Source organism: Lysinibacillus sp. CD3-6 (assembly GCF_006351725.2).
In the GTDB taxonomy this organism is placed as follows: domain Bacteria; phylum Bacillota; class Bacilli; order Bacillales_A; family Planococcaceae; genus Lysinibacillus.
This window is the reverse complement of sequence record NZ_CP085880.1, coordinates 3,739,564-3,760,024: the sequence shown is the minus strand read 5'-3', so window position 1 is coordinate 3,760,024 and position 20,461 is coordinate 3,739,564. Positions and strand designations below refer to the sequence as shown.

Annotated in this window: 21 protein-coding genes; 15 read left to right on the top strand and 6 right to left on the bottom strand. The window is 37.9% G+C overall.

Features of this window, described 5'->3' with window-relative positions; translation table 11 throughout:
• The first annotated feature begins 118 nt into the window (after positions 1-118).
• The 5 genes from FH508_RS18595 to FH508_RS18575 all read left to right on the top strand — a co-directional run bounded on the left by FH508_RS18595 (position 119) and on the right by FH508_RS18575 (position 4,595).
• Positions 119-1,330 (top strand): diaminopropionate ammonia-lyase, encoded by a 1,212-nt coding sequence (locus FH508_RS18595; protein WP_173477640.1) that lies wholly within the window; start codon positions 119-121, stop codon positions 1,328-1,330.
• Between the two features lie 105 nt (positions 1,331-1,435).
• Positions 1,436-2,146 carry a hypothetical protein gene (locus FH508_RS18590; protein ID WP_173477639.1) on the top strand — a complete coding sequence of 237 codons (711 nt, stop codon included), beginning with the start codon at positions 1,436-1,438 and terminating at the stop codon, positions 2,144-2,146.
• A gap of 173 nt (positions 2,147-2,319) precedes the next feature.
• The gene (locus tag FH508_RS18585; RefSeq protein WP_173477638.1) at positions 2,320-3,081 is read left to right on the top strand and encodes a MerR family transcriptional regulator; all 762 of its coding nucleotides are present in this window, start codon (positions 2,320-2,322) and stop codon (positions 3,079-3,081) included.
• Positions 3,082-3,154: 73 nt separating this feature from the next.
• Positions 3,155-3,604, top strand: coding sequence for a TraR/DksA C4-type zinc finger protein (locus FH508_RS18580; RefSeq protein WP_173477637.1), 450 nt, complete (start codon positions 3,155-3,157; stop codon positions 3,602-3,604).
• A 64-nt stretch (positions 3,605-3,668) separates the two neighbouring features.
• Complete coding sequence (locus FH508_RS18575) at positions 3,669-4,595, top strand: dipeptidase (RefSeq protein ID WP_173477636.1); 927 nt, start codon at positions 3,669-3,671, stop codon at positions 4,593-4,595.
• A gap of 343 nt (positions 4,596-4,938) precedes the next feature.
• Here FH508_RS18575 and FH508_RS18570 read toward each other — a convergent pair whose 3' ends face one another.
• On the bottom strand, positions 4,939-5,859 hold the full coding sequence (locus tag FH508_RS18570) for a 1,4-dihydroxy-2-naphthoate polyprenyltransferase (RefSeq protein WP_173477635.1): 921 nt from the start codon (positions 5,857-5,859) through the stop codon (positions 4,939-4,941).
• Positions 5,860-6,222: 363 nt separating this feature from the next.
• Here FH508_RS18570 and FH508_RS18565 point away from each other — a divergent pair, with 363 nt between their 5' ends.
• The 6 genes from FH508_RS18565 (at position 6,223) to FH508_RS18540 (ending at position 14,295) form a co-directional block, all read left to right on the top strand.
• Complete coding sequence (locus tag FH508_RS18565; protein WP_173477634.1) at positions 6,223-7,608, top strand: isochorismate synthase; 1,386 nt, start codon at positions 6,223-6,225, stop codon at positions 7,606-7,608.
• The gene (gene menD, locus FH508_RS18560) at positions 7,601-9,325 is read left to right on the top strand and encodes a 2-succinyl-5-enolpyruvyl-6-hydroxy-3-cyclohexene-1-carboxylic-acid synthase (RefSeq protein WP_173477633.1); all 1,725 of its coding nucleotides are present in this window, start codon (positions 7,601-7,603) and stop codon (positions 9,323-9,325) included. Before FH508_RS18565 ends, menD begins: the two co-directional genes overlap by 8 nt.
• Positions 9,313-10,122 (top strand): 2-succinyl-6-hydroxy-2,4-cyclohexadiene-1-carboxylate synthase, encoded by an 810-nt coding sequence (menH, locus tag FH508_RS18555; RefSeq protein WP_173477632.1) that lies wholly within the window; start codon positions 9,313-9,315, stop codon positions 10,120-10,122. The genes menD and menH overlap by 13 nt, the downstream gene beginning before the upstream one ends.
• 61 nt (positions 10,123-10,183) lie before the next feature.
• Complete coding sequence (gene menB, locus FH508_RS18550) at positions 10,184-11,002, top strand: 1,4-dihydroxy-2-naphthoyl-CoA synthase (protein ID WP_173477631.1); 819 nt, start codon at positions 10,184-10,186, stop codon at positions 11,000-11,002.
• Between the two features lie 134 nt (positions 11,003-11,136).
• Entirely contained in the window at positions 11,137-12,576 is a 1,440-nt protein-coding gene (locus FH508_RS18545; RefSeq protein ID WP_173477630.1) for an o-succinylbenzoate--CoA ligase, read from the top strand.
• Positions 12,577-13,146: 570 nt separating this feature from the next.
• Positions 13,147-14,295, top strand: coding sequence for a transglutaminase domain-containing protein (locus FH508_RS18540; protein ID WP_139860313.1), 1,149 nt, complete (start codon positions 13,147-13,149; stop codon positions 14,293-14,295).
• Between the two features lie 44 nt (positions 14,296-14,339).
• Here the strand turns inward: FH508_RS18540 and FH508_RS18535 are convergent, their stop codons facing one another.
• The 4 genes from FH508_RS18535 to ytzI all read right to left on the bottom strand — a co-directional run bounded on the left by FH508_RS18535 (position 14,340) and on the right by ytzI (position 16,133).
• Complete coding sequence (locus FH508_RS18535) at positions 14,340-15,401, bottom strand: metal ABC transporter solute-binding protein, Zn/Mn family (protein WP_139860315.1); 1,062 nt, start codon at positions 15,399-15,401, stop codon at positions 14,340-14,342.
• A 106-nt stretch (positions 15,402-15,507) separates the two neighbouring features.
• The gene (gene yidD, locus FH508_RS18530) at positions 15,508-15,741 is read right to left on the bottom strand and encodes a membrane protein insertion efficiency factor YidD (RefSeq protein ID WP_139860316.1); all 234 of its coding nucleotides are present in this window, start codon (positions 15,739-15,741) and stop codon (positions 15,508-15,510) included.
• Positions 15,738-15,899, bottom strand: coding sequence for a hypothetical protein (locus tag FH508_RS18525; protein ID WP_173477629.1), 162 nt, complete (start codon positions 15,897-15,899; stop codon positions 15,738-15,740). Before FH508_RS18525 ends, yidD begins: the two co-directional genes overlap by 4 nt.
• A 93-nt stretch (positions 15,900-15,992) precedes the next feature.
• Positions 15,993-16,133 (bottom strand): YtzI protein, encoded by a 141-nt coding sequence (gene ytzI, locus FH508_RS18520; RefSeq protein ID WP_139860318.1) that lies wholly within the window; start codon positions 16,131-16,133, stop codon positions 15,993-15,995.
• Between the two features lie 133 nt (positions 16,134-16,266).
• Here ytzI and FH508_RS18515 point away from each other — a divergent pair, with 133 nt between their 5' ends.
• Entirely contained in the window at positions 16,267-16,584 is a 318-nt protein-coding gene (locus FH508_RS18515; RefSeq protein ID WP_173477628.1) for a transposase, read from the top strand.
• Positions 16,585-16,618: 34 nt separating this feature from the next.
• Here FH508_RS18515 and FH508_RS18510 read toward each other — a convergent pair whose 3' ends face one another.
• Positions 16,619-18,088 carry an L-lactate permease gene (locus FH508_RS18510; RefSeq protein ID WP_173477627.1) on the bottom strand — a complete coding sequence of 490 codons (1,470 nt, stop codon included), beginning with the start codon at positions 18,086-18,088 and terminating at the stop codon, positions 16,619-16,621.
• Between the two features lie 257 nt (positions 18,089-18,345).
• Here FH508_RS18510 and FH508_RS18505 point away from each other — a divergent pair, with 257 nt between their 5' ends.
• From FH508_RS18505 to FH508_RS18495, 3 genes are read left to right on the top strand one after another with little or no spacing between them, the layout of a single operon-like run.
• Positions 18,346-18,906 (top strand): helix-turn-helix domain-containing protein, encoded by a 561-nt coding sequence (locus tag FH508_RS18505; protein ID WP_173477626.1) that lies wholly within the window; start codon positions 18,346-18,348, stop codon positions 18,904-18,906.
• Positions 18,907-18,965: 59 nt separating this feature from the next.
• Positions 18,966-19,433, top strand: a complete 468-nt coding sequence (locus FH508_RS18500) for an NUDIX domain-containing protein (protein WP_173477625.1) — start codon at positions 18,966-18,968, stop codon at positions 19,431-19,433.
• Positions 19,417-20,193, top strand: coding sequence for an alpha/beta hydrolase family protein (locus tag FH508_RS18495; protein WP_173477624.1), 777 nt, complete (start codon positions 19,417-19,419; stop codon positions 20,191-20,193). The genes FH508_RS18500 and FH508_RS18495 overlap by 17 nt, the downstream gene beginning before the upstream one ends.
• The last annotated feature ends 268 nt before the right edge of the window (positions 20,194-20,461 follow it).

Here is a 20,461-nt window from a genome sequence, read left to right as displayed (position 1 = left end):
TAAAGCGAAATTTTACGACTTATATAGAATAGTATCTACTATAAGTACATACTATTATTCTTTTTAATTGAATTTTCAGGTAATATAGTAATGAACGCTAAAATAGAGGGGGATAAGGATGAGCCATAACTTGAAATGGATAAAAAATCAACAATTTCATTTACAGGAAAACATAGAGCGAATAGAACATGCACTACAAAGTTTTACAGCGGAACAGGTGAATCGTGTGGAACGATTTCATCGTACATATGAAGGTTTTAAACAGACACCTTTACGTAGTTTAGATTTTTTAGCATCCCATTTAGAGGTCAATAAAATTTTCGTGAAAGATGAGTCATTTCGATTTGGCTTAAATGCATTTAAGGTTTTAGGGGGCATTTATGCAATTGGACAGTATGTTGCGAAATTGCTAGGTCAACATATTGATGAACTGTCATTCGAACAATTAAAGTCGCCTGAAGTAAAAGCACAACTAGGCGATTTAACCTTTATTTCAACAACAGATGGCAATCATGGACGAGGGGTTGCATGGGCTGCTAGAGAACTAGGATGTAAAGCACGGATTTATATGCCAGCTGGCAGCGCGGAAGAGCGTTTGCAAAATATTAAGAACGAAGGGGCATACGCAGAAATCACGACAATGAATTATGATGATACCGTGCGTTATACGTCACAGCTTGCAAATAGCAATGGCTGGGTTATTATACAGGATACGATGTGGGAAGGATACGAAGAAATTCCTTTATGGATTATGCAAGGCTATACAACATTAGCAAAAGAAATAGTCGACCAATTAGAAGAAGCACCGACACATGTATTTTTACAGGCAGGAGTAGGTTCATTTGCTGGAGCAGTCGTCGCTTTTCTCCAACAATTTTATGGACGGAAGATAACATTTGTGTTGGTAGAGCCAGATGTAGCGAACTGCTTTTATGAGAGCTTTAAACTTGGCACAGACCATTTTGTTACTGTCGGTGGAGAGATGCAAACAATTATGGCAGGGCTAGCGTGTGGAGAGCCAAATCCTTTGGCCTGGGATATTTTAAAAGCGTATACGAAAGTAAGTATTTGCTGTGATGAAACGACAGCTGCTACGGGCATGCGTGTGTTAGCAAATCCACTTGGTTCGGATCATCGCATCGTTGCAGGCGAATCAGGTGCAGCACCGTTCGGATGTTTTTATGAGTTAATGACGAATGAGGATTATGCAGAATTAAAGGCGACATTACAGCTAAATGCACAATCAAACATACTCTTTGTGAATACAGAGGGAGACACGGACGTAGAAAACTATCGAAATATTGTGTGGCATGGTAAGTATGCAAAATAGTACAAGTGAGCATCTCTTTGTTGATTGAGATGCTTTTTTATATTAATTCTTGCAAATTATTTTTACATTTATTCATAAAATAAAATAAATAAAGAGGTAATATTATTGAGTAACCACATAAAATACCAATGGCGAATAACGAAATATAATCCTGACTTCCGAAATAATGAGGGGCATTACACGAGGGAGGTGGAATGGACAAGTCCATCTCACATTGGGAAGACAATCGATGGTGAAACCTTTACAGTAGAAAAATATATAGAGGTCGAAACTGCCTATTTTGCTACAATCATGAAGTTTTTACATGTCAATGATATAAAATCATTAACAATGATTAACACGACTTATATTGATGTAGGGTTAGAATCTGCTTTGTATAACCAATTGTATGATGAAAAATTTGACAATCTTCACTTAAAAGATGATCAAGAGGTAACGATTGATCAAATTCCTCTCATTGCAAAAATGGTGTTACGGGTTTTTCTATTTTGTCATTTCATCGCTGCAGATTTTTTTGTCCATTTTGGAGATGACTATTATATGTTTATTGGAACAAATCATTATCAAGAGGAACCATTACAATTTGCTCGGGAACATCACTTATTTGTAGAAGAAATGATTTCTCCATTTTATATTCGTGAAGAGAGCATCGAAAGAATGATCATGTGGACGCCAATTCATGAAGATACCGTAGTAGGTGAGGAAATACTAACAGACATTTCATTAGAGAAATATAGGGAAATATTGCATCTTTCCACTATTCATCCAGTTGTCGGGGTCTTTCCAATTACAGCGAGTAACCAACCATTTTTTTAAAAAAATTTAAAACATAAAATGGATATGAATAAGTATCAATATTATCTAAGTGCGGGGGATTGATGATAAGCGCTGTGGCAGGTAGTAAAGTGGCCACAGCTTTTTTTTATTTAAATAGCCCTTGACCTTAACGCTACGTAAAGGTTTACAGTATGAATATGGAGGTGAGAGCAATGGAATATACGATTCAGCAACTTGCCAAATTGTCTGGGGTCAGTACGAGAACGTTACGCTACTATGATGAAATCGACTTGCTAAAACCAGCAAGAACGAACGAGGCAGGCTATCGCTTTTATGGTCAACATGAAGTCGATATACTTCAGCAAATTTTGTTTTATCGAGCACTCGATATGAAACTAGTGACGATACACAACATTATTCATGCACCTGATTTTCAACATACGGCTGCATTAAAAACACATCGTGATGCTTTACTACAACGAAAAAAACAGCTAGATCAATTATTAAAAACAGTTGAACAAACAATTCAATCGATTGAGGGGGAACGTCCAATGACGAACGAAGAGAAATTTGATGGCTTTAAAGAGCAGCTAATTGATGAAAATGAAAAGCAATATGGTCAAGAAATTCGTGCAAACTATGGTCAAGAAACAGTTGATGCATCGAATGCAAAATTTAGAAATTTAACAGAGGAGCAGTATAAAGCAATGCAACAATTAGAACAGCAATTATTTGAACGATTAAAAGAGGCGATGGCAATAGGAGATGCGAAAAATGATGTTTCAATGGAAGTTGCAGAGCTTCATAAACGCTGGTTGAGCTTTTCGTGGCCGCAATATACAAAGGAAGCACATGCTGGTTTAGCACAAATGTATGTTGCAGATGACCGCTTTACAGCTTATTACGATAAGCATGTATCTGTTGGGGCTACTCAATTTCTGCATGATGTAATTAGAGAATATACACAAAACTAAAGGAATCCTTCTCATACTGATGTTTTAGAAATAAGTATTTAGGAAAAAATGAATGTATGAGGAGGAGATTTTCATGGAACAACAAATGATAGAAAAGTTTAAAAAACAATTGCAGCAGGAATTACAGGAAATAGAGCAGCAGCTAGAGGAATCAGAGCGACCACAGGCAACAGAGCTCTCCAATTATGATAATCATCCAGCTGATAATGCGAGTGATTTAACTGATCAGCTTACAGAAATGGCTATTGATGAGCATCGTAGTGACCATGCGGAGGAAATCAAAAACGCCCTGCAAGCTATTGAAGATGGAACGTACGGCAAGTGCGCAGAATGTGGGGAAGAAATTCCGCTAGGTCGATTAGAAGCGATGCCCCATGCATTGACATGTGTAGAGCATGCGGAGCAACGAGAGGAACAAATACGACCAGTTGAAGAGGATGTACTATCATCCTTACCAAAATCTGATGATTTCGAAGAGCTTGAGGAATTTGGTTCGTCAGATACGCCATCAGATAAAATGTAAAAAATACGAGCATTTCTTCCTAATTATTCCCTTGAACAGTATAATAGCTTTATGGGGTGATAACATGGAAATAATTGATTTACATTGTGATGTATTGTATAAGCTAACAACGCTAGATGCGCCAAAATTTGCGGATGATGTACGATTACATGCAAGTAAAGAAAGATTACAATTAGGGCAAGTAAAGGCGCAGGTATTCGCTATTTTTATCGACCCTGCAACACCACAAAATATGCAATTTTTAGAGGTCATGCGTCAAATTGAAGCCTTTCATACACAAGTATTACAAACTGAAGGCATGGTGCATATTACGGAATGGTCACAACTAGATACTTTAGCGCCTCATGAAATTGGTGCTATTCTAAGTTTAGAAGGCTGTAGCGCAATTGGCGATGATATGACAAAGCTTTCAGCAATTTTGGATGCAGGTGTAAAGTTAGTAGGACTTACATGGAATGAAGAAAATGCTGTAGCCTATGGCGCAGAGCAGGATGCTAGTCTAGGGTTAAAACCTTTCGGTAAAGAGGTTGTCAATATGCTAAATGCGCGGGATATTATTATTGATGTATCCCACTTAAACGAGCAAGGGTTCTGGGATTTGCTGCCGCTGGCAAAACATCTTGTCGCAAGTCATAGCAATGCACGTGCGATTTGTGACCATCCACGTAATTTAACAGATCAACAAGCAAAGGCACTTATAGAGCATGGGGGTCATATACATGTAGTCTACTTCCCAAAATTTATTGGTGACAATGCAACAATGGATGATTTAATTGCGCATGTAAAGCATCTGGCGAGTATTGTTGGGATTGACCATCTCGGAGTAGGATCTGATTTTGATGGCATCAATGTAACAGTTAAAGGCCTAGCGCATGCAGGTGAGGCGCAAAATTTATTGGAGCAACTACGAGAGCATTTTACAGATGAAGAAGTTCGTGGAATAGCGCACAATAATTTTAGACAATATATAAAAAAAGCAGCAACCAAATAAGGTTGTTGCTTTAGAGTTTTGACAAAAGGAACAAGAATTTCGCTCTTGAGCCTTTTGTCATTTTTATTATTTGGAAATGGCATTTTGCTAACAAAGTGAATATACTCTTCAAGCGTATCATCTCTTTTAAGTAGCTTGTCATGTTGCATCTTCTACATTTTCCATGTTCCGCATAATCACTTTATTTAGTTGATTGGAGCGGAGGGCGGCGACTCCTGCGGGAACGCACAGCACGTAAGACGCAACAAACCGCGCGCTAGCAAGGGTTGCGGCTTACGTGTGTGCCCGCGGAAAGCGTCCGCACGCAGCGGAAATCAATTGCAGTCGTCACTATTTGTGCATATTAATAAAAGAAATAATTTACTAATAATCCGAGTCCTAATAGGAAACCGAAGAATGTATTTGTTTGCGCTGTATATTTCATCGCTGGCATTACTTCCTTGGCTTCTTTTTTATCGCGGAAAATTTGGATAGCACGTAGCGGCTTCGGAATACTTAGGAAAATAATAAGCGCCCAAAAAGTAATACCGTCAATTGCTACTAATGCAATTACCCATAGGTAGGAAACGATAAAAAAGCCAGATAGTACAGAAATAGCACGGTCACGACCTACTAAGATGGCAAGCGTTTTCCGTCCACCTTCTGTATCGCCAACAATATCACGAATATTATTAGATAGCATAATGCCACCTACTAAAATCATACTCGGAACAGAGAGTAAAACCGCATCCAATGTTACAGTACGTGTTTGAATAAAAAAGGCAATTAAGACAATACCCATACCCATGACGGCCCCTGAAACAAGCTCTCCAAATGGCGAATATGCGATAGGATAAGGTCCGCCTGTATATAGAAAACCAATCAGCATACAAACTAGTCCAACTGCAGCAAGCCACCAAGAAGTTGAGGCACAAATATAAATGCCAAGAAGCATGGCTAGTGCATAAAAGCTTAAAGCAATCAACATAATTGTTCTCGGCTGTACACCGTGACGGACAATTGTGCCGCCAATGCCGACAGAATGTTCATTATCTAATCCTAGCTTGTAATCATAATATTCGTTGAACATATTCGTTGCTGCTTGAATTAGCATACTAGCTATCAGCATCGCAAAAAATAGTCCAAAATTAATTGTTTCTTTTTCAATTGCTAGAGCAATTGCTGTTCCTAAAAATACTGGAACGAATGAAGCGGTTAAAGTATGTGGGCGCGTTAAATGCCACCAAACTTTAAAACCCCTATCAGCTTCAATGACTTTGGTCATAAGGTCTTTCTCTCCTTCAACTATTGTAGACTCTTCTTATTTTATACGAAGAAAGAGAAAATGGATAGGTTCACAGCTTATTACATACAGTTATGTTTAAAAAAATGATACAATAGTACATGCATTTGAGAGATGGGAATACAAATTAAGCTAATCGTAGCAGTAGAAAGATTAAAGCCGTCAAACAAATAGGACGGCTATTTTAGCGCAACAAGTAATGCGAAAGACGGATGTCACAGGTCTTTTTGTGTGTGAATTCGAAGCGACAGACGTATGATGTTATGTACGTGGAATTTAAAGCAACACGTACAATAGCGCGAAACATAATTGATTATGTACATTGCAATAACGGAGGTAATTTTCATGCAACAGAAGTGGTACCAAGCCACAGAAGTAGAAGTGGACTCTTTGGGCCAAAACCTTCATTTTTATATGGAAACAATCGAAGTAAGTCGCTTATCAGCCCTTGCATTTTATGCAGCGGGCGAGGAGCGTTATAAAGGTGAACGATTTTATTGGCAAAATAGAGAAAAAACAATGACATTAGTAGGGCTGGGACATGCCCACACAATTCAAAATAACGCAAAAAGCGACCGCTTTGATGCTGTAGAAGCTGAATGGAAAAGCTTAACGAAAAATTGCGTAAAAGGACAAGCAGAACTACAACCCATTTTATTTGGTGGTTTTACATTTGATCCGCAAAATAATGTGAATGGTGAGTGGACAGACTTCCCAGAAGCTTATTTTGCCTTGGCAACGTATCAGCTAGTATTACGTGATGACAAAGCCTATGTAAGCATAAATCTTATCGCAACAGCTACGCAGGCAGATGAACAATTAGAGGCATTGCGTAAAGAGCGAGATCATTTAATCCATGCTGCGCAAGTAAAAGAAGTGAAAATGTATGCGAAGCCTGAAATAACGAATTATTTTGAGCCATATAAGGACCCATATTTAGCGTCAATTGACCAGGTGACTGCACTAATAAAAGCAAAGCAAGCAGATAAAGTAGTCATTGCACGTTCACTTGCACTGCAATTTAAGGAGCAAGTGTCGTCACCTCAAGTATTAGCTCAAATTATTCACGAACAGCCTGAAAGTTATTTATTTGGGCTAGAGAGGGATGATTTATTATTTTTTGGAGCATCTCCAGAGCGCCTTGTGAAGGTAGCAAATGGTCTTGCATACTCATCATGCGTCGCAGGGTCAATTCAACGAGGTAAAACAGCTGAGGAAGATGACGCTTTTGGACAAAGCTTATTAAATGATCCTAAAAATGGTGGCGAGCATCAATACGTAGTCGATATGATTGCGGATACGTTCCGTAAAAACTGTGTTGCGATGAAAATACCAGATGGACCACGTTTATTAAAAATAAGAGATATCCAACATTTATATACACCAGTTGAAGGTCAGCTTAACAATGAGGCAACTATATTACAGTTAACGAAGCATTTGCACCCAACGCCAGCTTTAGGCGGTGTGCCAAGAAAAGAGGCCATGACTGCTATACGTAAATACGAGCCAATGAACCGTGGGCTTTATGCTGCGCCAATTGGTTGGCTAGATGCAGAGGGCAATGGGGAATTTGCGGTTGCGATTCGTTCTGCTGCGTTAATAAAAGATAAAGCTTATTTATATGCAGGTGGCGGTATTGTAGCTGATTCAGAGCCACAATCTGAATATGAGGAAACATTAGTGAAATTCCGTCCAATGCTTCGAGCGTTAGGAGGACAAGTACATGAGTGAACGAAAAATATTGACTGATTATGTTTATAAAATGGTTGCATCACTAGTGCAGGCAGGTGTCCAGCATGTTGTTGTAAGCCCTGGATCACGGTCAACACCACTAGCTTATGCTTTTGCCTCTACAAAGCAACTAACGATGTACCGTCAAGTAGATGAACGAGCTGCTGCATTTTTTGCACTAGGAATTGCTAAAGCTACTGCTAAGCCTGTTGTATTGTTATGTACATCAGGAACTGCTGCAGCCAACTATTATCCTGCGATTGTAGAAGCAAGTTATGCTCGAGTACCTTTAATTGTTATAACGGCCGATCGCCCACATGAATTACGTGAGGTAGGGGCACCACAAGCTATTAATCAGACAAATTTATATGGAGCACATGTAAAGTGGAGTGTCGATTTTCCACTTCCAGATGGTGCTGCACCGACATTGCCTTTTATTGAGCGTCATATCGCACGTGCAGTAGCCATTGCGACAAGTGCACCTTTTGGTCCAGTGCATATGAATGTACCGTTCCGTGAACCGTTGCTTATTGATTTTTGTGATGAGCTTCCTAATGTTACATTTAAGCAAAGTATTATTGGACAGTTAACACCACCTAAGGATGCACAGCTAGAACTTACATCTATATTACGACAAACGAAAAAAGGGTTTGTCATTGTTGGTGAGCTTCCATTAGGGACAGATTTAACTGTTATGTGGGAGTTTGTACGCCAATTAAAATGGCCGATTATTGTTGAAAGTCTATCAAATATGCGAACTTCTGTGCCAACTGATTGCCTACCATATGTAATTACAACCTATGATGCAATTATGAAAAACGATGACTTTAAAGCGCTTGTTGAACCTGAAACAGTTCTTCGCATAGGAGCTCAGCCTGTATCGAAGTTTATTATGCAGTTTATTACAAAATCGCAGCCACAAGCTTATATTGTTGTTGATGAAGATCCGATGTTCCGTGATTCTACAGGGGTATCCACTCATTTCTTACATGCAAGCATTGGTGAATGGCTTATTCAATTAGATCTTTCTGAAACAGCGCTCGAAGCGGCCTATTTAGCTGAATGGCAAGATGCCAATGACATCGCATTAGAGTATATAGAGCATTATGCAGAAGGCGCAATTGACGAGGGAGCAATGGTGAGTCGCTTACTTGAAGTAATTCCAAATGGTAGTGATGTATTCGTCAGCAGTAGTATGCCAATACGAGATATTGATACATTCCTTATGACAACATCAAAAGATATTCGTATTTTTGCGAACCGTGGGGCAAATGGTATTGATGGCGTTGTATCGACTGCGATGGGATTAAGTCAAGGAAACAATCGTGAAACCTATTTGCTCATTGGAGATTTAGCTTTTTTACATGATGTCAATGGTCTAATTGCTTCACGCTATCAAGCATGCAATATAACCGTTATTGTGATGAATAACGATGGTGGTGGTATTTTCTCTTATTTACCACAATCAACTGTAGAGGCGCATTATGAGAATCTATTCGGTACACCGACTGCGCTCGAATTTCAAGATATTGCTCGCATGTATGACATGGACTATATTTGTATCGAAGATATTGCACAGTTAGTACCTAAATTTAATATGGTGAAAAAAGGACCATTACGTTTAATCGAAATTTTTACAGATCGTGAAGAAAACGTTTATGCACATCGCGCTCTTTGGAATCGTATTAATGCAGGATTAAAAGCATGGCAAAGCTAATTATTCGTGGTCTTGAGACACATGTAGATATTTGGAATGAAGCTGCAGGGCAAACAATTGTTGCATTGCATGGCTTTACAGGAAGTACTGCTACATGGCAAAGTTTAGCGAAGAATCTTCCTCATATGCGAATCGTAGCAATTGATTTAATTGGTCATGGTCAAACAGCTGTGCCTGAAAAAGAGAGCCGCTTTACAATGGAAGAACAATTGCGTGATTTAGAGGACATTGTTAGTCAATTACAATTAGAGACATTTACTTTGCTTGGCTATTCAATGGGGGGACGGATCGCATTATCCTATGCAATCGAATACCCGTATCGCGTGGAGAAGTTATTGTTAGAAAGTGCTTCTCCTGGTTTGCGAACATTAAAAGAGCGTATGGAGCGTTGTGAGCGTGATGATGCGTTAGCCACGAAAATTATGATTAATGGTGTGCTGTCCTTCGTTAATGCGTGGGAAAATATACCGTTGTTTGAATCGCAAAAGCGGTTATCTCATAATGCAAGGCAAGCGGTTCGAACAGAGCGTCTGGCCCAAAGGGAGATGGGCTTGGCTGGCAGTTTACGGGGAATGGGAACTGGTGTACAGCCATCTAATTGGGACAAGTTAACACAATTAGAATTACCTGTGTTATTACTGACTGGTTCATTAGATAGTAAATTTTGTAATATTGCTTTAGAAATGAAAGCGTTATTAAAAAATGGAAATCATATGACAGTAAATGACGCTGGACATGCAATTCATGTGGAAAATCCAGCTGAATTTGCTACAATAGTAAATGAGTATTTAACGTAATGATTTTTACGTTAGCGCTTCATCTTAGTTATGAGGCGAATTTTAATTAGGAGGTATTTCAATGTCACGTCAATGGACTACATTACATACTTACGAAGACATTAAGTATGAGTTTTATAACGGTATCGCTAAAGTAACGATTAACCGTCCTGAAGTGCGTAATGCATTTCGACCAAAAACTGTTATGGAAATGATTGATGCATTTTCTCGTGCTCGAGATGATAAAAATGTAGGTGTTATCATTTTAACAGGTGAAGGCGAGCAAGCTTTCTGTTCAGGTGGTGACCAGAAGGTACGTGGCCATGGTGGCTATGTAGGTGATGATGAAATTCCACGCTTAAACGTACTTGATTTACAACGTTTAATCCGTGTTATTCCTAAACCAGTAGTAGCGATGGTTGCTGGTTATGCAATCGGTGGAGGACACGTATTACATGTTGTATGTGACCTTACAATCGCAGCAGACAATGCTCGTTTCGGACAAACTGGTCCAAAAGTTGGTTCATTTGATGCTGGTTACGGTTCAGGCTATCTTGCACGCATTATCGGTCATAAAAAGGCTCGTGAAATTTGGTACCTTTGCCGTCAATACGATGCACAACAAGCGCTTGATATGGGCTTAGTAAATACAGTTGTTCCTTATGCACAATTAGAAGACGAAACTGTGCAATGGTGTGAAGAAATGCTACAAATGTCTCCTACAGCTTTACGCTTCTTAAAAGCAGCTATGAATGCTGATACAGACGGCTTAGCTGGTCTTCAACAAATGGCAGGCGATGCTACACTTCTTTACTACACTACTGATGAAGCAAAAGAAGGTCGTGACGCATTTAAAGAAAAACGTCAACCAGACTTCGGTCAATTCCCAAGATTCCCTTGATTTGAAAGGTGCAGGCTCGTATCTCTTTGTAGATACGAGCTTTTTCTATTTTTATAAAAGGGGAAACAGACGAATAGACCAATGATGGAAAAAGCGGTACCATTATCATTGTAAATGATCGGAGGAAGCAAATAATGTACCCAAACTGGATTTTGCAGCGTGCGTATGTAACACCATTACGGAGCGCTCTCACATACGAAGGACAAACATGGACGTTTCAACAATTAAATGAGCTATCTTTAAAACGCGCTCGGCAATTAACAGCGCTGGATATTAAGCAAGGGGAACGTATCGCGATTATGGGACCGAGTACGCCTGCACTTGTCGTTATGATGTATGCTTGTATGCATTTGCAATGTGAAATGGTCATGCTTAATCGTAGGCTTTCTCAAGCCGAAATCGCTTATCAACTAGAAGATTCACAAGCAGAGGCTGTGTTCGTTGCAGATGAAGATGTAGAAAAATTACCACCCCAGACGTCTTATTATTTATTTTCTGCCATTGAGAATGGGACAGAACAGCATATTGATATTGCAAAAGAATGGTCACTCAATCAAACAACATCTATTATGTATACATCTGGGACGACTGGCTTTCCAAAGGGCGTTCGCCAAACGGTTGGCAATCACCAGGCAAGTGCAACGGCTTCTGTTCTTAACATAGGTTTACAAGCAGATGATGTTTGGTTGTGTGCAGTACCATTATTTCATATAAGTGGATTTTCTATTTTAGTGCGTTCATTACTATACGGCAATAAAGTACAGCTATACGAGCATTTTAATGTAGATGCTATTGCACAAAACATAATAGATGGCGATGTGACACATATGTCGGTAGTCGCTGTTACATTAGAACGTATTTTAAATACATTGGAGCTAAACAAGGCACAGGCGTCACCACAATTTAAATTGATGCTAGCTGGTGGCGGCCCTGTACCAGTAGATTATTTAAAACGAGCAAGTGCACTACATTTAGCTGTAGCACAAACATATGGTATGACAGAAACTTCATCGCAAACAGCTACACTAGCGAGTGAAGATGCCATGAAAAAAGTTGGTTCTGCAGGTAAGCCATTATTTTTTAATCAAATTAAAATTTCAGCCCCAAATGCGCAAGGTGAAGGTGAAATATGTATTAGAGGCCCACATGTAACACCAGGGTATATTGGACGCTTTGCTGAAAGAAGTGCAACCGAGGAGGGATGGCTTCATACTGGAGACATTGGCTACATGGATGAGGAAGGCTATTTATTTGTTGTCGATCGTCGAGCAGATTTAATTATTTCAGGTGGTGAAAATATTTATCCAGCTGAGATAGAAAATGTGTTATTGGCACATCCTGCTGTTCAAGAAGCGGGGGTGTGTGGCATTGATGATGATAAATGGGGGCAAGTTCCAATAGCTTTTGTTGTTTTAAAGGAACAGCTAGCTATGGAAATTTTACAGCAGTATTGTGAAAACAATCTTGCTAAATATAAAGTCCCAAAACAATTCATTATAATCGATGAACTTCCACGGAATGGAGCAAATAAGCTACTAAGAAGAAAATTATTAGATTTACTTCCAAGTGAATAATTTTCATTAAATTAGAATGCCTTACAAGGGGCTTCGTTTAAAAGAAACAGCATGCTAGAAGCGCACTTCTAGCATGCTGTTTTTATATTTAGTGCCAGTCACTCAAACAATTTCGAATTTTATGTCATATCCGAGTAAAAATCCATGAAGACTCCTGCGGGAACACACGCAAGGTAAGACGCAACAGGCGACGGTTGCGTCTTACAACGTGCCCGCGGAAAGCGCAGTGGATTTTTTCGATGATGTCGATATTTTGTTAGGTGTCTATACGATAGTGCCCGTCATTCAACACTTCGCCACAAAGCACAGTCAATTTTTTAAGACATAGAAATTCGGGTATTATGCTGATATAGAAGTAAAGATCAATAGTCCTGTAATTTCAAGTACAGGCGACGCATTTTGCCGACATTGCTTTGCATTATTCTCCTCATCACTGTTTTGCTACATCCTTTTCCACCATGCTATGTCATCAAATTTTCCAATCCTCCATTTTTTTAGATTAAATTAATGATTCATTAACATAATAAGTAATGAGCGGCATAAACTATTTAGTAAAGGAGAATGACTCATATGAGAAAATATATATATAATGTTGTCATTATATTATTTGTTTTACAAATGAGTCATGTGCAAGTATTCGCAAATTATGAAAAACAAAATATAGCAACGGCTAATTCAATAGAAACATTACAACAGCAAATTCAGAATGAAGTGTTGCAACTGTCTACTGAATTTGATATTCGATACACTGGTAATATATCTGACTTAAAAGACCAACTAACAGAGCTTATTAAACATGCCATTACCGATCCATATATTTATGCCAATATTTCTAGTTTTAAATGGAAATATGATGGCTACGCAAATAATATTGTCATTCAATTTCAATTTACCTATCATATCTCACAGGAAGAGGAGGCATTTGTCGAGCAAACATTGACAACTATTGTTGGATCTATGCATGGATTAAGCAAGCTGGAGAAAATACAAGCTGCACATGATTATATCGTCTTAACTTCTGAGTATTCAAAGGATAGTGTAGGAAGTCAATATTCCCCTTACACATTGCTTACTGAACACAAAGGTGTTTGTCAGGCCTATGCTTTAGTACTATATCGGATGTTAGAGATGCTAGATTTTGAAGTACAATATGTACCAGGTAAAGTGGGAGAACAATTGCATGCATGGGTATTAGTGAAGCTTGATAATGAATGGTACCATATTGATGTCACATGGGATGATCCATTGCCAGATCATAAAGGTGAAGTTCGCTATAATTACTTTCTTGTTTCCGATAAGCAATTAGCAAAAGACCATACTTGGGATTATGCAAGTTTTCCAGCGGCAACAAGTGAAAAATATGCTGATTGGCAGCAACTAACTAAAGTTGAAGTTCTTACGAAACCTTTAACAAACCATTTTAATTTTAATAGTGGGCTCGCGATGCTAGATAAAAATACACATATTATCAAACAATTAGTAGAACCATCTCCACTACTATTGAAACAAGACGAAAAAAGCAGCAAGTCTGTTCAAATAGTTTTCAATGCACCAAATGATAAAATTATTCTAGAGAGAAGTTTTACGCTTCGTCCAGTTTTTGCATATGTAAAGACGAACGCTAAGGATGGACAAAAGAGTATTATTAGCGTTGACAGAACTGAGAAGAGAATGCCACAAGAAAAATACGTCATAATAAAGGAGGTGTCCCCTGTGTAGTTGGGGCACCTCCTTCTTCAAATTACCATGTACGGTTGTTTGGATTACTGATGCTCATTAAGAGCTTTCTCTAACGTTTGTAAATTTTTCTTCATTAATGTAAAGTACGTTTCCTTATTTTTTACATCATCGTTTGTTAGCACACTTAAATTATGAAGTACAAGTGATTGAGCACCAACTTCTTTTTGAATGACTTCTGCTAATTTTGAAGAAACATTTTGCTCGAATAAAATGTAATGAATATTTAAGTCATTTGCTTTATCGACGATAGCTGTTAGCTCTTTTTGAGATGGTTCATTTTGTGAGTTTAAGCCTGCAATTGGGACTTGTGTTAAACCATATTGGCCAGCAATGTAGCCAAATGCTGCATGCGATACAAAAAATGTTTTGTCTTGAGTTGCATCAGCCATTGCTTTATATTCAGTGTCTAACTCTTGTAGCTCTTTGACTAAAGCTTCATAATTTGCTGTAAAAGTCGCTTCTTGAGCTGGCATTTTTTCAACTAATGTATTTTTAATAGATAGTGCTAAATCTTGACTAATAATAGGTGAAAGCCAAACGTGTGGATCAACACTACCATGATCATGAGCTTCATGCTCATCATGGTGATCTTCCTCCGTTGCATCATGCTCATGGTCAGCATGATCTTCCTCCGTTGCATTATGCTCATGGTCATGGTCTGCTTCTTCTTCTTCTTCTTCGTCATGCGAATGACCAGTGCTAACCGCTAATTTTTCGTCCGAAATTTGAGCTGCAGTTGCAACCATTGATACATCTTCGTTGGCTAACGTTTTTTTAGCATTTTCAACAAAGCCCTCTAGCCCTAAGCCGATGTAAAAAAATATATTTGCATCTGCTAATTTCATCATATCTTTTTGTGTTGGCTCAAATGTATGCTCGTTTGCACCAGGAGGATAAATAGAGGACACTTCTACATATTCGCCCCCAATTCGCTCTGTAAAGTAGCTCAATGGATAGACTGTTGTATAGACAGACAACTTGTCTTTATTGTCCGCCGTCTGTTTTGCTGTTGATGATTTATCACCGCAGGCAGCTGTAAATAGTGCAAGCACAGTAATCAGGAAAAATAGAAATACTTTTTTCATATAATAGATACCTCTTTCAAATAGTAATCATTACGATTTATTTTTTTGACAGTTTCTATAATAACGTACATCGGAAAAAAGTACAAGAAAAAATGACCTTCGAAAATTAATTCTTTTTCGAAGGCCATTTATCGGGCACAGGATCAAAGCCACCAGGATGAAGTGGTTGGCATTTTAAAATGCGTATTACGGTTAATATTAGTCCTTTAATAGCACCGTGCTTTTGAAAAGCTTCTAATCCGTAGGAAGAACATGTAGGGTAGAAACGGCACGTTGGTGGCGTCATAGGTGAGATGAATTTTCTGTAAAACTGAATGAGCCATATAAAGGGATATTTCATGCTTGACCATCCTTATGATGTGAATTTGTTTGCTCAGGCTTAGCATCGATTGTTTGGGTAAAAAAGTCGCCTTTTTTCTTAAGAATAACAATGACGGAAACTCCAAACATTAGCATCATCATAGCAATCATAATTATTATTGGTAATGGCACACCCATTGTTTTCACTCCAATTTCTTTTCGTTATTGTAATTTCAAGTTTTCGAGCAAGCTCGAAAAAATCTGGACGCAATTACGCCTTGGCATAATTGATTAATCTTGATGAAAATTTTGTTTAGGCTTTTCATCTACCGTATGTTTAAAGGCATAGGCACGGTTGACACTTATTATCGTAGCAGTTGTAACTAAAATAACGATAATAATTGCTACCGTTAAGAGCGAGACCAAACTCATTGCAATCACTCCGTTCTTGTTCATTATACCTATTATAAAATAGATGCTCTAGTTTAGTTGTGAAGGAAGTTTGACATTCCAGCGAATAAAACAAACACTTTACCACCATACTATGGAAAAAGGGGTGTTATTAATGGATCGTCAGCGTGTATATTTTTCCCTTGCCCATAAAACATATTATACAAATCCATATGAGGGTCAATGGAATTTCGAGCTTAATGTAGATCGACAAGCATTGGATGTTTTCGAAAAAATATTTCAACAAATGCAACTGTTAGAAATTGCGAATGGATGGCGTGCGCAATTACCTTATTTACAATATCATTTGGACAGAGAAAATGACGAATTAGATTTACGATTAAAGAAAATTTACGCACTCATTCACGAATATGGAGACGAGGATACAAAGGAATTTGTTGAACAGCTCCCATATTTTAATAAACGTGTCTAGCTTTTTGTGCTAGACATTTTTTATGTTGAATATCTCACTGTAGGAATAGTAAATGGATAATGATTTCTATAAAAATAATGGCAAGTGTGCCTAGACCAACCATAGCTAATTTTATTTGAATAGTGTTTTCAAGTGTAGTTATTTTACAAACAGAACAGCTTAAGGCGACTCGAGATGGGTTTACCATTGTCATTAAAGATGAACTAACATTTTGGATACAAGCGAGTAAAGTGGGAGAAGCTCCAATTTGTACAGCAGTTTCTGTTTGTAAGCGAATAAACATCGTATTTGAAGCCGTATTACTGCCAGTTAAAAATCCGCCCGTAGCGCCAATTAAAGGTGTAATAAATATAAAAAGCGAACCAAAAGAGTTTGCAGCAGTTAAAGAAAGTAGTTGTATCATCTTTGCCTCCGACATCATTTCAGAAACAACAATATATAAAAAAGTAGTAAGCAATACTGGATAACATTTATTGATAGTTAACTTTATGCTATCGAGAATTGATGTTTTATTTAAACGGAAGAGTAAGCATGAAAAAAGACAAACAATGAAGAGAAAAAATCCTGGTGAATATAGAAAAGATAACTGAAAATGATACGACGGTATTGTTATCATCAATAAATGACTTAAAAAACTTTGAATGGGTGGAATGGTTCTAGAAACAAATAATAGAACAATTAATAGCAAATAGGGAGAAATATTTTTGATAAATGCATTAGAAGGATTTTGATTGCCCCTCTTGTGTAAAGTAATCATAATAAAAATAGTTGAAACAACAGTTAAAGAGCCAACTAAACCTGCAAGCTCGACACTGATAAAACGATTACAAATCCACACGATAAAACCTAATAACAATCCTATCCAAAGTATTTGCACTTGTTTCTTTTTCATGGCTTTTTTTCCTACCCCAATGTAAGTAACGAGGAAGGCGAAATAAATATAAAGAGGGATGCACATTAGGGCACTACCGACACCTAAATCTTCTAATGGAATGTTTCCTATTGATGCACCAATAATTGTACCCATCGCTAGTGTACCCCAAGGAATTATACATAAACTAATTAATGCTATGAGGGAAGATTGAATAGCATTAAATTTTAAAGCTATTAAAATAGGTGCAATAACAATTATTGCTAAACCAAACCCACTTACCGATTCAATTAAAGGTGAGAGGCCTAGAGCCAACAATAACACCTGATATGTTTTGTCATCGGTAGAGGTAGCAATGGCCGAAGCAATTTTTTGTATAGCCCCTGATTTCTCCATTAAATGAAATAATAAAATACCAAAAAATAAAATATAAATAACTGGTACTGTTGTAAGAAAACTTTTAATGAAAGGTTTAGGAAGTAACTCGACGCTTGTGTGAAAGGCAGGAGAAATAGCGATACCTGTTGTAAGTATGCAAGCTATAATACCTGTATAAATAGAAGATTTTTTTAAAATAAATATCATAAATAAAATACTAGCTAAAGGTAATAGTGCTAAAATGACTTTTAACATTAAACATCACTCCTATGTATAATTTATTCACTATAGTATATTTTATTTTAACTAAAGTGTAAATATGTGTTGCTAGTCATTGTTTCTAGAATAAGGGTATACATTTTATAAGTTGATTGTTGTAGAACATGTGCAATATCATAGTAGAAGGACAATCTCTGAATAGAAAAGAAATTTTCACTATAGTAAAAAAAATAATAGGACGAACTAAAATGGATAAGATCGCTTAAACTGCAGTAGTGAGAGGAGCTTTTATAATGGGATTTGGAAAGCAAGTAAATGCTATTAGGAAAAAAAATAAGATGACATTGCAGGAGCTTTCAGCAGTAAGTAATGTGAGTGCCTCGATGCTATCTCAAATTGAAAGAGAAGAAAAAAATCCAACGATTCAAGTAGCCTGTCAAATTGCGGAGGCTTTAAATACAACTCTTTCTGCATTGCTAGATCAGCAAGAAAAAAGGGATATTGTCGTGATAAGAAAAGATGAACGCCCAATCTATGTCGACGAAAAGTCTGGGTTTCAACGCCACTTATTATCACCTTCTGTTCCTTCTAGAGGCATTGAGTTTGTTTTAAATATCATTCCTGCCAATAAAGAATCAGGCATTTTCCCAGCTCATAAATCAGGAGTGAAAGAGTATATTTTTGTTAAAAGCGGAAAGTTACGTGTTGAATTAGGACGTGGCGCTTTTTGTGAAGAATTAGACGCAGGAGATTCCTTCTTTTTTGAAGCAGATACAGAGCATCGATTTATCAATAAGACGAATGAAGAATGTCACTATTTCCTTGTGATTGATTCCTCGCAGTATATGAAATAATAAGTCAGCAAAATGTAATGAATACATTCGTTACAATATAATAATAGGAGTGGAATGGAATGTTTTCATTTACAGATTTAAATGGTTTTCAAGTAGATTTAAGCTTTACAAGAGGGGAGTTAGAAGTTGAGCCAAGGCATGTACTCATCTTGTTAAAGCATAAAAATAAATGGCTATGCACGATTCATAAGCGACGTGGCGTGGAAGTGCCAGGTGGTAAGGTAGAACCTGGGGAAACTTTAGAACAAGCTGCTGTTAGAGAAGTATTTGAAGAAACGGGTGTACATGTGAAAAATCTTCGTTGGTTTGCAGAATATGCTGTCCACGGAGATCAATTATTTTGTAAAACAGTATTTACTGCGCAATTTGTAAGTCAAGACAAAGTGGAGTTTGATTTGGAGACATCAGGTATGGTTTGGCTCACAGATGAAGAGTTTGCTAACCATCCAAATTTAAGCTTTCATATGAAAGATGAAGGTATGCAAAAAATGCTAGAGGAGCTGAAGCGCTATGACGATCAATGGTGAAATAGTTGAAAAACGTCCATACCCTTCACCGAATCCAGCTATTCGCTTAACCGAAATTACTTATGTATCACTTGGATTACGGGTTAAAGGCTTGCTAGCTGAGCCTAAGGCAGAAGGTACATACGATGGTTTTTTATATTTACGTGGTGGAATGCAAAGCATCGGTATGGTGAGACCAGCACGTATTGCCCAGTTTGCCGCACAAGGTTTTATCGTTTTTGCCCCTTACTATCGAGGGAATAGAGGAGGAGAAGGTCGTGATGAGTTTGCTGGTCAGGATCGTTATGATGCAGTGCATGGAGTAGATGTGCTAAAGCAATTTTGCAATGATAATATTCATGTGTTTGGCTTTTCACGCGGAGGTATTATGGCACTGTGGACGGCAATTTTGCGAAAAGATATTACATCTGTCGTTACGTGGGCAGGGGTGTCGGATGCGACAGCAACTTATTGGGAGCGTACGGATATGCGCCGTATGATGAAGCGTGTAATTGGAGGTACGCCTAATCGTGTACCAGAGGCATATGATGCACGTACACCATTATTTGAAGTTGAACACATTACAGCTCCTGTGCTTATTATTCACGGCTATCGTGATGAAAATGTCGATATTGAACATGCAAGGCAATTAGCATTTTACTTAGAAGATGCCAATAAAACGTATGAAACATGGTATGATCATCGTTTTGCACACCAATATCCACCTGCTCAAAATCGTGAAACTGTGCGTGCTTTGTGTAAATGGATGAAGAAACAATGAGACGCAAATAAAGGGACAATTGGTGAGGTGGTGACCGAGAGGGTGACTGGCACTAATTGTGTGAGTGTCTGGAATTGTTTGAGTGACAGGCACAAAATTATTATAAAAATCCACTGCGCATTCTGTGGGCTATAGGGAAGCCGCAACCGTCGCTAGAAGCGTCCTGTGTTGCAGCTTACGCTATTTGGTTACCATAGAAGCGTTCGTGGATTTTTATTATTTTAGTTGTAAGAAAAAGGACTAATATAGTGAATTGTGTGAGTGACAG

What these genes read in the sequence shown, in the direction of transcription:
- FH508_RS18595 (WP_173477640.1), top strand. Translation starts at nt 119, where the DNA reads ATGAGCCATAACTTGAAATGGATAAAAAATCAACAATTTCATTTACAG.
- FH508_RS18585 (WP_173477638.1), top strand. Translation starts at nt 2,320, where the DNA reads ATGGAATATACGATTCAGCAACTTGCCAAATTGTCTGGGGTCAGTACG.
- FH508_RS18580 (WP_173477637.1), top strand. Translation starts at nt 3,155, where the DNA reads ATGGAACAACAAATGATAGAAAAGTTTAAAAAACAATTGCAGCAGGAA.
- FH508_RS18575 (WP_173477636.1), top strand. Translation starts at nt 3,669, where the DNA reads ATGGAAATAATTGATTTACATTGTGATGTATTGTATAAGCTAACAACG.
- FH508_RS18570 (WP_173477635.1), bottom strand. Translation starts at nt 5,859, where the DNA reads ATGACCAAAGTCATTGAAGCTGATAGGGGTTTTAAAGTTTGGTGGCAT.
- FH508_RS18565 (WP_173477634.1), top strand. Translation starts at nt 6,223, where the DNA reads ATGCAACAGAAGTGGTACCAAGCCACAGAAGTAGAAGTGGACTCTTTG.
- menD (WP_173477633.1), top strand. Translation starts at nt 7,601, where the DNA reads ATGAGTGAACGAAAAATATTGACTGATTATGTTTATAAAATGGTTGCA.
- menH (WP_173477632.1), top strand. Translation starts at nt 9,313, where the DNA reads ATGGCAAAGCTAATTATTCGTGGTCTTGAGACACATGTAGATATTTGG.
- menB (WP_173477631.1), top strand. Translation starts at nt 10,184, where the DNA reads ATGTCACGTCAATGGACTACATTACATACTTACGAAGACATTAAGTAT.
- FH508_RS18545 (WP_173477630.1), top strand. Translation starts at nt 11,137, where the DNA reads ATGTACCCAAACTGGATTTTGCAGCGTGCGTATGTAACACCATTACGG.
- FH508_RS18540 (WP_139860313.1), top strand. Translation starts at nt 13,147, where the DNA reads ATGAGAAAATATATATATAATGTTGTCATTATATTATTTGTTTTACAA.
- FH508_RS18535 (WP_139860315.1), bottom strand. Translation starts at nt 15,401, where the DNA reads ATGAAAAAAGTATTTCTATTTTTCCTGATTACTGTGCTTGCACTATTT.
- yidD (WP_139860316.1), bottom strand. Translation starts at nt 15,741, where the DNA reads ATGAAATATCCCTTTATATGGCTCATTCAGTTTTACAGAAAATTCATC.
- FH508_RS18525 (WP_173477629.1), bottom strand. Translation starts at nt 15,899, where the DNA reads ATGGGTGTGCCATTACCAATAATAATTATGATTGCTATGATGATGCTA.
- ytzI (WP_139860318.1), bottom strand. Translation starts at nt 16,133, where the DNA reads ATGAGTTTGGTCTCGCTCTTAACGGTAGCAATTATTATCGTTATTTTA.
- FH508_RS18515 (WP_173477628.1), top strand. Translation starts at nt 16,267, where the DNA reads ATGGATCGTCAGCGTGTATATTTTTCCCTTGCCCATAAAACATATTAT.
- FH508_RS18510 (WP_173477627.1), bottom strand. Translation starts at nt 18,088, where the DNA reads ATGTTAAAAGTCATTTTAGCACTATTACCTTTAGCTAGTATTTTATTT.
- FH508_RS18505 (WP_173477626.1), top strand. Translation starts at nt 18,346, where the DNA reads ATGGGATTTGGAAAGCAAGTAAATGCTATTAGGAAAAAAAATAAGATG.
- FH508_RS18500 (WP_173477625.1), top strand. Translation starts at nt 18,966, where the DNA reads ATGTTTTCATTTACAGATTTAAATGGTTTTCAAGTAGATTTAAGCTTT.
- FH508_RS18495 (WP_173477624.1), top strand. Translation starts at nt 19,417, where the DNA reads ATGACGATCAATGGTGAAATAGTTGAAAAACGTCCATACCCTTCACCG.